The sequence below is a fragment of the Cupriavidus sp. GW823-FHT07A04 genome (assembly GCF_058794615.1).
Window position 1 is genome coordinate 46,534 of record NZ_JBXAHA010000029.1, and the last position, 11,787, is coordinate 58,320.

An 11,787-nucleotide genomic window follows, 5' to 3' on the forward strand; every position below is an offset into this window, starting at 1 on the left:
CCCCGCCGGTGCCGTCTAGTCCAGGGCTTCGAGCGCCAGCGCAATGCCCTGCCCGCCCCCGATGCACAGAGTCACGATGCCCCGGCGTAGCCCATGCGCACGCATCGCGTACAGCAGGCGTGTGGTGAGCACCGCCCCGGTTGCGCCGATGGGATGGCCATGCGCGATCGCGCCGCCCTCCACGTTGATGATGTCGAGCGGCAATCCGAGCTCCCCAGCCACTGCCAGGGGCACCGCAGCGAAGGCCTCATTGATCTCGAGCCACTCGACATCGCCCAGCGCCCATTGCGCGCGCTGCAGCGCCTGGCGCACAGCCGGAACGGGCCCAAGGCCGAACAAGCCCGGCTCGACGGCGCCTACGCCATAGGCCACCAGCCGGGCCATCGGCGCCAGCCCGAGGCTCTCGGCCAGCGATCGTTCGGCGACCAGCATGGCGGCCGCGCCGCTATTGAGCCCCGGTGCATTGCCCGCGGTGATGGTGCCGTCCTTGCGAAACGCCGGACGCAGCTTGCTGAGAATCTCGAAGGTGGTATCCGGCCGGTTCGCTTCATCCACGTTGAACGTGGACGTGCCGCCCTTTGCCTTCACGGGCACACCGATGATCTGCTCCACGAAACGGCCTTGCTCCTGCGCGCGGGCAAAGCGGCTTTGCGAGCGTTCGGCCCAGCGGTCCTGTTCGTCGCGGCTGATCTTGTTGCGCGCCACCAGGTCCTCGGTATGCCAGCCGGAGTGCTCACCCGAGAATGCATCCACCAGGCCATCGCGCAGCATGCTGTCCTGCAGTGCCGCGTCGCCCATGCGGCTGCCCCAGCGGGCGGCGGGCATCAGGTAAGGCGCCTGGTCCATATTCTCCATGCCACCGGCAATCGCCACGTCGACATGGCCGAGCCAGATTTCATCGGCGGCACTGGCGATGGCCTGCGCGCCGGAACCGCACACGCGGTTGACCGTCATCGCCGGCAGCGAAACCGGCAGGCCCGCGCCGATGGCCGCCTGCCGGGCGGGATTCATCCTGTTGCCCGCCTGGATCACATTGCCGAAGACCACGCTGCCGATCCGCTCTGGATCGACGCCAGCGCGGCGCACCGTCTCGCGGATGACCGCCGCGCCCAGTTCGGTCGCCGGCGTGGCCTTGAGCGAACCGTTATAGGCGCCGATGGCGGTGCGAACGGGATGGCATAACACAACTTCCCTGGTTTTCATCACAAGCTCCTTGGGGTGGTGGACGAAGCCGGCCGCGCGGCGGCCGGCCATTGCGCTTGTGCATCGCCAGCCGCCGCACCCTGCGGCGCCTTGCAATAGCGGTTGTCGGCGCGGGCGCATCCCACGCCGGCGTCGCGCGGGCGCTCCGTGCCGGCGTGGATGGTTTGGGCCGCCATGGCGGCAAACAGCGCGGCACAGGCCAGCGCGCTAGCTAAACGGGTGTTCATGATCCATCTCCGGGGTGTGGAAGGCCTCAATGCGCATCGGCCGATGGCGCCATGGGCGGCCCCGCCTTGCGCAGCAGCGGCACCATGGCGGTGGCGATGGCAAAGCACACCATGATGACCAGGAAGGCATCGCCAAACGTCTGCGTCTGCGCCTCGCGCCAGGTCAGTGCCCACAGTTGCCTGAGCGCGGCGGACTGCGCATCGGCGACGTCGTGGCCCAGCGCGGCCATATTGCTGCCCACCGCCTGCAGCAGCGCGCCCATGGCCTCGTTGCTGTAGTTCAGGTGCTCAGCCAGGCGCTGGAAATGCAGGTTGGTGCGGTCGTTCAGGATGGTCGCGCAACTGGCAATGCCGATCGCGCCGCCCAGGTTGCGCATCAGGTTGAACAGCCCGGACGCCAGCTTGAGCCGCTCCGGCGCTAGCGACCCCAGCGTGAGCGTGACCGCCGGCGCCACCGAGAACTGCTGCGCCATGCCGCGGAACGCCTGCGGCAGCAACAGTTCCTGCGCGCCCCAGTCATGCGTAATCGGCGCGAACTGCCACATCGAGAAGGCAAAGCAGCCCAGCCCGAACATCATCAGCCAGCGCAGGTCCACACGATTGGCGAAGAAGGCATAGACAGGGATCGACATGACCTGGAACACACCGGTCGAGAACACCGCCAGCCCGATCTGCAGCGCGCTGAAACCACGCACGTGGCCCAGGAACAGCGGCGTGAGATAAATGGTGGCGAAGATGCCCACGCCGGTGATGAACGAGAAGAAGCAGCCGAGTGCGAAGTTGCGGTCCTTGAGCGCGCGCAGGTCCACCACCGGATGGGCGTAGGTCAGGCTGCGCCAGACAAAGCCGACGCCCGCCATGCCCGAGATCCAGGCCGTGGTGAGAATCACATCGTCGCCAAACCAGTCCCAGCGCGGGCCTTCTTCCAGCGTGTACTGCAGGCAGCCGAGGAACAGCGCCATCAGCGTCATGCCGAGATAGTCGGCGCCACGCACCAGCGACCAGTTGGGCTGGTCCACGCGCACCAGCAGCGGCACCGCCACCGTGATGAAGATGCCCGGCACCAGGTTGATGAAGAACAGCCAGTGCCAGGAGTAGTTGTCGGTGATCCAGCCGCCCACGGTGGGCCCGAGCGTGGGCGCCAGCGAGGCCAGGGCACCGATGGTGGCTGCGGCAATCACGCGCTGCTTGCCGCCGAAAAAGGCGAAGGCGGTGGTGAACACCAGCGGAATCATCGAGCCGCCGAGGAAGCCCTGCATGGCGCGAAAGGCGATCATGCTCTGGATGTTCCAGGCGAGGCCGCACAGCAGGCTGGTCAGCGTAAAGCCCGCCGCCGAAACGGCAAACAGCCAGCGTGTGGACATCACGCGCGACAGCCAGCCCGACAGCGGAATCACGATGATCTCGGCGATCAGGTAGCTGGTCTGCACCCACACGGTTTCATCGGTACCCGCCGACAACCCGCCGCCGATGTCGCGCAGCGAGGCCGAGACGATCTGGATATCCAGCAAGGCGATGAACATGCCCACGCACATGGTGGCAAAGGCCAGCACCTTGGCAGCCGTGCTCATGGAGGCCGCGGAATACGCCGGCGCAGACGGCTGCGCGGGCTCGGCTGGCTGCGTGGCCTGCCCGGGCCCGGCCAGGACGCTGCTGCTCATGGTTGCACCTGCGCGTCGGCGCGGGAATCGACTTGCGCCAGCACCGACAAGCCGGGCCGCAGCATGGCCAGCGCGGCCTCGTTGTCATCCAGCATGATGCGCACCGGCACGCGCTGGACGATCTTGGTGAAGTTGCCGGTGGCGTTCTCCGGCGGCAGCACGCTGAACTGTGCCCCCGTGGCCGGCGCCAGGCTGAGTACGCGGCCGTGGAACACGCGGCCGGGCAACACGTCGGCCTCCACGGTGGCACGCATGCCCGGGCGCAGATGCGCAAGCTGCCCTTCCTTGAAATTCGCATCGACCCACAGGCCGCGTGCCGGCACCACCGACAGCAGTTGCGCGCCGCCCGCGGCGTAGGCGCCCACGCGGGCGCGGCGGTTGCCGATGGTGCCGTCGATGGGCGCGCGCAACTCCGTGTAGCCCAGGTTCAATTTGGCGATGTCGCGCTCGGCAACGGCTTGCGCGAGCGCCGCCTGCGCTTGCAGCTTCTGCGTGGCAATCACGTCGACCTGGCGCTGCGCCGCGAGCAGGCTGGCCTGCGCCTTCTGCGTGTTGGCGAGAGCTTGCTTGTAGTCCGAGTCAGCCTTCTGCGAGCTCTGGACCGATACGGCCGATTTGGCAACCAGGCTCTGGTAACGAACCTGGTCGTCGCGCGAGCGCAGGGTGTCGGCATTCACCGCGGTGACCGCCGCCCGGGCCTGGCCGATCACGGCTTCCTGCAAGGAGCGGGTGGCGTCCAGGTTGGCCAGCAGCGCCTGCTGGGCGGCCACCGCCCCTTCCGCCTTGGCCAGCGCGGCGCGGTAGTCGCGGTCATCGATGCGGGCCAGCAAGTCGCCGGCGTGCACCTGCTGGTTGTCGGTCACCAGCACTTGCGCCAGGTAGCCCGGCACCTTCGGCGCAATCACCGTGACTTCACCGCCGACATAAGCATCGTCGGTGCTTTGCAGGAAGCGGCCGTGCGTCCACCAGTGCTGGCCATAGGCGGCGGCGCCAAGGCCGGCGGCGATGAGCACGCCGGTCATGATCAGCCGCTTGCGGCTGATGCGGGGCTTGCTGGTAACGGGGATGGGCGCCGGGCCTGCGCGCTCGGCGGTGATATCGCTTGTCATGACGCTTCCTCTGGTTTTCGCTCTAACTTTTGCTTCAACACGCTAACGCTGCAGCGCTTTCACATATGGACAGTTGCCTGCGGGACATCGGGGATGGTGGCCGCGCGTGCCCGCGCCGACTTTTCGAGCTTGCCGCGGACGCCCTCGCTGGCGGCCGGGCCGGCCACGACCACGTGATCGGCATCGGTAATCGGATGCCCGGTCTGCGCATCCACCAGGATCGGGATAACGGTGGCGCCGGTCTGGCGGTCCACCAGCAGCACGCTCTCGCCCTCGGGCGAGAAGTGGCGGTTGCCCCAGGCCAGCAGCGCCAGCATCACCGGGCGGAATTCGCGGCCCCGGTCAGTCAGCAGGTATTCGAAACGCGGCGGCCGCTCGCAGTACTGGCGCCGCGCAAGCAGGCCCTCGCGCACCAGGGTTTCGAGGCGGCGCGCCAGCATGTTGGGCGCAATGCCCAGCTGCTTCTGGAATTCGTCGAAGCGGCTGTTGCCATAGAACGCCTCGCGCAAGATCAGGATGCTCCACGGCTCACCCACCCGCGCCAGGCTGCGGGCAATGGGGCAAGGCGCGTTGTCGAGCGGCTTTTTCTGCATGTTCGCCACCTCCGGGAAATCAGGTTGCTATCAAGATGAAAGTTAGTATAGAGTTGTAAATATCATCATGCAAGTAACTTGTTGAACAAAACCGCTGGGGCGGCGATCAAGCCGCTTCCTGGTTTCCCTGAATCCCTGAAGGAGATGGACATGAGCCGTACCCCGCCCCGCCCCGGAATCGCGCCTGAACAGCCGCAGCCGCACCAGCACCTGCGCCGGCATGCGGCGCGGGCCACCGCGCTCTGCGCGGCAGCGCTGACGGCGCTGGGCCTGGCGGCTTGCGCCGCGGTAGGCCCGGACTACAAGACGCCCGCAGCCGACACCGCAGCCAGCTACCCGCATGCCGATGCGCTGGCTGCACGCGCCACGCGCCAGCCTGCGCCGCCGCTGGATACCTGGTGGACGGGATTCGACGATCCCGCGCTCACGCGCATCGTCCAGCGCGCGCTGGACCAGAACCTGGACCTGGCCGCCGCGTTTGCCCGCGTGCAGCAGGCGCGGGCCGCTGCCGCCGAGGCCGGTGCGCAGTTGCTGCCCCAAGGCAGTTTGTCGGCGCAGGCGGCCAAGATGCATCAGTCGCTGGAAAGCCCGCTAGGCAAGATCGCGAGCAAGTTCCCCGGCTACGACCGCAATGCCGCGCTCTACGATGTGGGCGCGGGCGCGAGCTGGGAGATCGACCTGTTCGGCGGCCTGCGGCGCGGCGCAGAGGCGGCCGACGCCGAGGCGCAGGCCGCGCAGGCCGACCAGCTCGGCGCGCGCATCTCGGTGGCGGCCGAGGCCGCCGATGCCTACTTCCGCGTGCGCGGCGCGCAGCAGCGCATTGCCATTGCGCAGGAGCAGGTGACGAACAACGGCAAGCTGCTGGACCTGGTGCAATTGCGCTTGCACGACGGGCTTGCGTCCAGCCGCGAGGTAGCCCAGGCGCAAGCGCTGGTGGCGCAGGCGCGCGTCACCATCCCCCCCTTGCGGATCGAGCTGCAAACCCAGTTGAACCGGCTCGATGTGCTGATGGGCGCGCAGCCGGGCACCTACGCAGCCGAGCTTGGCCCCCTGCCGAACGGCGTGGCCGTGCCGGCCATCTCCGTGGCCCAGGGTCCCGCCGACCTGCTGCGCCGCCGCCCCGACGTGATCGCGGCGGAGCGCAGGCTGGCCGCCAGCAGCGCGCGCATCGGCGCGGCCACCGCCGAGTACTACCCCAAGCTATCCCTATCCGCGCTGCTCGGCTTTGAGAGCCTGAGCGGCGGCAAGCTGTTTTCCGCTGCCGCGTTCCAGCCGGTGGCGGCAGCGGGCTTGCGCTGGCGCCTGTTCGACTTCGGCCGTGTGGATGCCGAGGTGGCGCAAGCCAAGGGCGCCAACGCCGAGGCGCTGGTCAACTACCGCAAGGCCATGCTGCGCGCCACCGAAGACGTCGAGAACGCCATCGTCACGCTGACAGAGCTCGAATCGCAGGGCAAGGAGCTGAGCACCGAGATCGACGCCCACGAACGCGCGCGCGGCGCTTCCGAAGATGCGTACAAGGGCGGGGCCGTGAGCCTGTTCGAGGTGTTGGATGAGGAGCGCCAGTTGCTGGCCGCGCGCGACCAGCAGGCCCGCGTGCACGCCGACAACGCGCGTGCCGCGGTGGCGACGTTCCGCGCGCTGGGCGGTGGGTGGTGATCGGGTCAGGCCGGGCTTGGCGCGGGAACCCGTTCTCTTGGCAAGGTGGAAACGTCCTCCGAAGCGAGCGGCCCGGAGAACAAGTAGCCCGCGCCGAAATCGTCGATGCTGATGCACATGCTCAGGCCGCGCAGCCCTTTCTCGGCAAGGGCCTCGGCCTCCACGCGCGCCTTGCACACGCAGCCTGAGCACTTTGCCGGCAGCGCTCGCCGCACCACTGCCGTGCACTTGCACTCGCCAGCGGCATAAGCCGCGCCCAACTGGTGCGCGCCCAGCCCGGGCCAAGGCCGTTTTGCGTACAAAAACTGCACATCACGCTTGTATATCAGTCTGGCATACCTCTTGCGTCTGAGGCTGGCATGACTTTCGCCGCTCCCTCCATGCCAGCCTTCAGCGATACCGCCGGCCACGCCCGCGGCAGCACTTCCGCCGAGATTGCCGAACGCATCACGCAATCGATCCTGGCCCAGCGCCTGGCGCCCGGCACGCGGCTGGGCGAGCAGGCGCTGGCCGGGCTGTTCAGCGTCAGCCGCACGCTGGTGCGCGAAGCCCTGACCCGGCTGGCGGCGCGCGGCATTGTCACGGTGTCCGCCCGGCGCGGCTGGTTTGTGATCGAGCCGTCGCGGCAGGAAGCCCGCCAGGCATTTGCCGCCCGGCGCGCGATCGAGCTTGGCTTGCTGCGCTATGCGGCGCCGGTCTCCGCCGCTGCCATCGGCCGGTTGCAGGAGCACGTGGCGCAGGAGCAGCGCGCGCTGAGCGCCGACGACACCGCCCTGCGCAGCTACCTGCTGGGCGACTTCCATGTGTGCCTGGGCGAATGCGTGGGCAATGTGCTGCTGGCCGACACGCTGCGCGACCTGACGGCGCGCACCACGCTGATTGCCATGCGTTACCAGTCCAGCCACCAGGCCAACGAGTCCTGCGCCGAGCATGTGCTGATCGTGGCAGCGCTGGCCGCGGGCGATACCGAGCGCGCCATCGCGCTGATGGACGCCCACCTGTGCCACGTCGAGGCCGGCCTGAGCGCCGCCACGCCGGCGGACCCGCCCGATCCGCTGCGCCAGGCGCTGAGCCCGCTGGGGCATGCGGCCTGAGCACGCGGGCAACCGCTAGATAGCAACGACCTGCTTCTTCGATTTCGATTTCGATTCTTTGAATTTCCACCCCAACGGCAAGCTAGCAAGGACCCCTATGAAGCTCTCCAAACTCCTCCTCGGCCTCGGTGCCGCTGCCCTCGCCTTCTCGATGCAAACCGCCGGCGCCGAAGCGCTGGACGATGTGGTCAAGGCCGGCGTGCTCAAGGTCGCGGTGCCGCAGGACTTTCCGCCGTTCGGCTCGGTCAACGCCGAGATGAAGCCCCAGGGCCTGGACATCGACGTGGCGGCGCTGATCGCCAAGAAGATGGGCGTGAAGCTGGAACTGGTGCCCGTGACCAGCACCAACCGCGTGCCCTACCTGCAGACCAGGAAGGTGGACCTGGTGATCTCCAGCATGGGCAAGAACGCCGAGCGCGAGAAGGCCATCGATTTCAGCGAGGCTTACGCACCGTTTTATAACGGCGTGTTTGGCCCGGCCGACCAGAAAGTGACCGGTGCCGCCGAACTGGCCGGCAAGACCATCGGCGTGACGCGCGGCGCGGTGGAGGACCTGGAACTGACCAAGATCGCCCCGGCGACGGCCACCATCAAGCGCTACGAAGACAACAACGGCACCATCAGCGCGTTCCTGTCCGGCCAGGTGCAACTGGTGGCGACGGGCAACGTGGTGGCAGCCGCCATCCTCGCCAAGAACCCGCCCAAGAAGCCAGAGCCGAAGTTCCTGATCAAGAACTCGCCCTGCTTCATCGGCCTGAACAAGGGCGAGCCCAAGCTGCAAGCCAAGGTCAACGCCATCCTGGCGGAAGTGAAAAAGGACGGCGAGCTCAATGCGATCACGGTGAAGTGGCTGGGCATGCCGCTGCCGGCCACGCTTTGATGCGTTGATGCATTGATGCACTGACGGCCCAAGCCACGCGAAGCCGTGCCCGGCGGGCAGCCGCTGCGGCATGGCGTACTGCGCCAGCTCCGCGCTCATGAGCGCCCCAACCGGGCGCCTCCACCGATCGCTACCGCATGTCCTACCAATTCGATTTCCTCTCGGCCTTCGACTACGCCGGCGTATTCGCGCACGGCGTCAAAGTCACGGCTGAACTCACCGCCATGGGCGGCGTGCTGGGGGTGACCCTCGGCATCGCCTGCGCATGGGCGCGCACCCAGGGCCCGGCCTGGCTGGCGGCCGTCGCGGGCGGCTATGTGGAGCTGATCCGCAATACGCCATTCCTGATCCAGCTGTTCTTTATCTTCTTCGGCCTGCCCAGCGCGGGCGTGCAACTGGGAGAAATGCAGGCCGCCATCCTGGCCATGGTGATCAATCTTGGCGCCTACAGCGCGGAGATTGTCCGCGCGGGCATCGCGGCCGTGCCGCGCGGCCAGCTTGAAGCGGGCGCCAGCCTGGCGATGTCGCCCTTCCTGGTGTTTCGCCACGTGGTGCTGCGCCCCGCCCTGAAGAAGATCTGGCCGGCGCTGTCCAGCCAGGTGGTGATCGTCATGCTGGGCTCGGCGGTGTGCTCGCAGATCGCGGTCGAGGACCTGACCTTTGCCGCCAACTTCGTCCAGGGCCGGAATTTCCGCGCGTTCGAGGTCTACCTGCTGACCACCGCCATCTACCTGCTGCTCGCCATCGGGCTGCGCCAGGTGCTGCGCGGCATCGGCGGCATGCTGTTCCGGAGGGCGTCATGACCGATTTTTCAACCTGGGACATCCTGCGCAACCTGCTGATGGCGGTGCGCTGGACCGTGGTGCTGTCGCTGGTGGCCTTTGCCGGCGGTGCCGTCATCGGGCTGCTGGTGCTGCTGATGCGCATCAGCCGGCGCGCGCCGCTGCGCCGCGCGGCGTGGGCCTTTATCGAAGTGTTCCAGGGCACGCCGCTGCTGATGCAGCTGTTCCTGGCGTTCTTCGGCCTGGCGCTGTTCGGCGTGGAGATCCCGGCCTGGCTGGCCGCTGGCCTGGCGTTGTCGCTGTGGTCCGGCGCCTACCTGGCGGAGATCTGGCGCGGCTGCGTCGAGGCCATCCCCAAGGGCCAGTGGGAAGCCGCCGGCTGCCTCTCGCTGGGCCACCTGCAGCAGATGCGCTACGTGATCCTGCCGCAGGCGCTGCGCATTGCCATTGCGCCCACGGTGGGGTTCGTGGTGCAGATCATCAAGGGCACGGCGCTGGCGTCCATCATCGGCTTTGTCGAGCTGTCCAAGGCGGGCACGGTCATCACCAACGCCACCTTCAGCCCCTTTACCGTCTACGCGCTGGTCGCGCTGATCTACTTTGCGCTGTGCTGGCCGCTATCCCGCTACAGCCGTCACCTGGAAAGGAAGCTCAATGTCGCTCATCGCCATTGAAAACGTAAAGAAGCGCTTCGGCGCGAACGAAGTGCTCAAGGGCATCGACCTGAAGGTGGAGGCCGGCGAGGTGATTGCCATCATCGGCAAGAGCGGCTCGGGCAAGAGCACCTTGCTGCGCTGTATCAACGGCCTGGAGAGCATCGACGAAGGCAACATCACCGTGGCAGGCGCCAAGCTCGGCAGCAGCGAGCTGGAGCTGCGCGCGCTGCGGCGCAAGGTCGGCATGATCTTCCAGCAGTTCAACCTGTTCCCGCACCTGAGCGCGGGGCGCAACGTGATGCTGGCGCCCACCGTGGCGGCCGGCGTCAAAGAGCCGGAAGCATTGAGCCGCGCGCGCGAGTGCCTGGCCAAGGTGGCGCTGGGGGAGAAGTTCGACAGCTATCCCGACCAGCTTTCCGGCGGGCAGCAGCAGCGGGTGGCGATTGCGCGCGCGCTGGCCATGCAGCCACGGGCGCTGCTATGCGACGAGATTACCTCGGCGCTGGACCCGGAGCTGGTGGTGGAGGTGCTGAACGTGGTGCGCCAGCTGGCCAGCGAGGGCATGACGCTGCTGATGGTGACGCACGAAATGCGCTTTGCGCGCGAGGTGTGCAATCGGGTGGTGTTCATGCATCAGGGGCGCGTGCATGAGATCGGGCCGCCGGAGCAGCTGTTCAGCAACCCGGCTACGCCCGAGCTGCAGCAGTTCCTGGGAATGGCGGCCTGAGTTGGCCTGCTGACAAACCAGAGGCATTCGCCGAAGCCGCCGAATGGGCCAACGCCGAGCGCCATGACGAAGGCTGTTTTCTCCCTCTCCCCTCATGGGGAGAGGGCCGGGGAGAGGGGCGGTTTGGCTAGGAGCCACTTGAAGCGAAGCCAACGGTATTATCCCGCCCGCCCTCTCCCCCCTGCCCCTCCCACAAGCATCAACGTGCCAGCACGCCCCGGATCGTATCCGCCAGGTCCTTCGCCAGGAACTTCGACACGTAAGCATCGGCCCCCACCTTGCGCACGTGGTCTTCGCTGGCCGTCCCGGACAGCGAGGAGTGGATCACCACCGGGATCGACTTGAAGCGCGCGTCCGCCTTGATCTTGCGGGTCAGCGTGAAACCGTCCATCTCGGGCATTTCCAGGTCTGTCAGCACCAGCGCGATCTCGTCCTGCACGGTGCGGCCGTTGGCGGCGGCATGATCGGCGATCTCGCCCAGTTGCTGCCAGGCTTCCTGGCCGGTCTTGGTCATCAGCACCGGCACGCCCATGGCCTTGAGGCCTTGCTCGATCAGGCTGCGGGCAAAAGCGGAATCGTCGGCGGCCAGGATCTTGGTGCCGGGGCGCAGCGTCAGTTGCGGCCCGACCGTCTTGGGGTCCACTTCCGGCTGGCGGGTCGGCAGCACGTCGCGCAGGATCTGCTCCACGTCCAGCACCTGGACCAGGCGCGGGTTCGCGGGATCGGCCTCGTTATGGAGCTTGGCGATGCTGGTCACCATATCGCCCCGGACACTGGTCTCGGCCGAGACCACCTGGTTCCACTCCAGGCGCACGATTTCTTCCACGGCTTCCACGGCAAAGCCTTGCGTGGAGCGCGCGTATTCGGTCACCAGCAGGATGTTCAGGCCGCTGCGCGGCGTGCATCCCACCATCTTGGGCAGGTCGATCACAGGAATCACCTGGCCGCGGATATCGGCCATGCCGAGCATGGCCGGGCCGCCGCCGACCACGGTGGTGACCTGGGGCATTACCAGGATTTCGCGGACCTTGAAGACGTTGATGCCGAACAGTTCGCTCTGCGCGGACTGGTCCGACTCGCCCAGGCGGAACAACAGCAACTCGAACTGGTTGTTGTTGGTCAGGTTGGTCCGTTCGTCGATGTCTCTCATCGAGCTGCTCATACGCTTCCTTTGTCCCCGCAATGCGCGGGCTCGCTGC

General features: G+C 67.4%; 13 protein-coding genes. 6 read left to right on the forward strand and 7 right to left on the reverse strand.

Annotated elements, in window-relative coordinates; genetic code table 11:
* Positions 1-15 precede the first annotated feature (15 nt).
* From AC1Q7Q_RS36335 to AC1Q7Q_RS36355, 5 genes are all read right to left on the reverse strand, one after another.
* Positions 16-1,203: a thiolase family protein gene (locus tag AC1Q7Q_RS36335; protein ID WP_492374618.1), complete on the reverse strand. Its 1,188-nt coding sequence runs from the start codon at positions 1,201-1,203 to the stop codon at positions 16-18.
* The gene (locus AC1Q7Q_RS36340; protein WP_492374617.1) at positions 1,203-1,430 is read right to left on the reverse strand and encodes a hypothetical protein; all 228 of its coding nucleotides are present in this window, start codon (positions 1,428-1,430) and stop codon (positions 1,203-1,205) included. Before AC1Q7Q_RS36340 ends, AC1Q7Q_RS36335 begins: the two co-directional genes overlap by 1 nt.
* Positions 1,431-1,456: 26 nt before the next feature.
* Positions 1,457-3,001: a DHA2 family efflux MFS transporter permease subunit gene (locus AC1Q7Q_RS36345; protein WP_492374652.1), complete on the reverse strand. Its 1,545-nt coding sequence runs from the start codon at positions 2,999-3,001 to the stop codon at positions 1,457-1,459.
* 86 nt (positions 3,002-3,087) lie between these two features.
* Positions 3,088-4,200: an HlyD family secretion protein gene (locus AC1Q7Q_RS36350; protein ID WP_492374616.1), complete on the reverse strand. Its 1,113-nt coding sequence runs from the start codon at positions 4,198-4,200 to the stop codon at positions 3,088-3,090.
* A gap of 59 nt (positions 4,201-4,259) precedes the next feature.
* Positions 4,260-4,793 carry a winged helix-turn-helix transcriptional regulator gene (locus tag AC1Q7Q_RS36355; RefSeq protein ID WP_492374615.1) on the reverse strand — a complete coding sequence of 178 codons (534 nt, stop codon included), beginning with the start codon at positions 4,791-4,793 and terminating at the stop codon, positions 4,260-4,262.
* Positions 4,794-4,943: 150 nt separating this feature from the next.
* Between AC1Q7Q_RS36355 and AC1Q7Q_RS36360 the strand changes: the two genes are divergently transcribed.
* Positions 4,944-6,449, forward strand: coding sequence for an efflux transporter outer membrane subunit (locus AC1Q7Q_RS36360; RefSeq protein WP_492374614.1), 1,506 nt, complete (start codon positions 4,944-4,946; stop codon positions 6,447-6,449).
* Positions 6,450-6,454: 5 nt separating this feature from the next.
* On the opposite strand, the gene AC1Q7Q_RS36365 is transcribed toward AC1Q7Q_RS36360, so the two are convergent.
* Positions 6,455-6,751, reverse strand: coding sequence for a hypothetical protein (locus AC1Q7Q_RS36365; RefSeq protein ID WP_492374613.1), 297 nt, complete (start codon positions 6,749-6,751; stop codon positions 6,455-6,457).
* Positions 6,752-6,808: 57 nt separating this feature from the next.
* On the opposite strand from AC1Q7Q_RS36365, the gene AC1Q7Q_RS36370 reads away from it, so the two are divergent.
* The 5 genes from AC1Q7Q_RS36370 (at position 6,809) to AC1Q7Q_RS36390 (ending at position 10,588) form a co-directional block, all read left to right on the forward strand.
* Positions 6,809-7,543, forward strand: a complete 735-nt coding sequence (locus tag AC1Q7Q_RS36370; RefSeq protein ID WP_492374612.1) for a GntR family transcriptional regulator — start codon at positions 6,809-6,811, stop codon at positions 7,541-7,543.
* Positions 7,544-7,640: 97 nt separating this feature from the next.
* Positions 7,641-8,423, forward strand: coding sequence for a transporter substrate-binding domain-containing protein (locus AC1Q7Q_RS36375; protein WP_150988280.1), 783 nt, complete (start codon positions 7,641-7,643; stop codon positions 8,421-8,423).
* A gap of 137 nt (positions 8,424-8,560) precedes the next feature.
* The gene (locus AC1Q7Q_RS36380; RefSeq protein WP_416052185.1) at positions 8,561-9,226 is read left to right on the forward strand and encodes an amino acid ABC transporter permease; all 666 of its coding nucleotides are present in this window, start codon (positions 8,561-8,563) and stop codon (positions 9,224-9,226) included.
* The gene (locus AC1Q7Q_RS36385) at positions 9,223-9,879 is read left to right on the forward strand and encodes an amino acid ABC transporter permease (protein ID WP_174424714.1); all 657 of its coding nucleotides are present in this window, start codon (positions 9,223-9,225) and stop codon (positions 9,877-9,879) included. Before AC1Q7Q_RS36380 ends, AC1Q7Q_RS36385 begins: the two co-directional genes overlap by 4 nt.
* Positions 9,860-10,588, forward strand: a complete 729-nt coding sequence (locus tag AC1Q7Q_RS36390; RefSeq protein WP_253931565.1) for an amino acid ABC transporter ATP-binding protein — start codon at positions 9,860-9,862, stop codon at positions 10,586-10,588. The genes AC1Q7Q_RS36385 and AC1Q7Q_RS36390 overlap by 20 nt, the downstream gene beginning before the upstream one ends.
* A gap of 199 nt (positions 10,589-10,787) precedes the next feature.
* On the opposite strand, the gene AC1Q7Q_RS36395 is transcribed toward AC1Q7Q_RS36390, so the two are convergent.
* Positions 10,788-11,750 carry a chemotaxis protein gene (locus tag AC1Q7Q_RS36395; RefSeq protein ID WP_416052184.1) on the reverse strand — a complete coding sequence of 321 codons (963 nt, stop codon included), beginning with the start codon at positions 11,748-11,750 and terminating at the stop codon, positions 10,788-10,790.
* Positions 11,751-11,787: the final 37 nt, after the last annotated feature.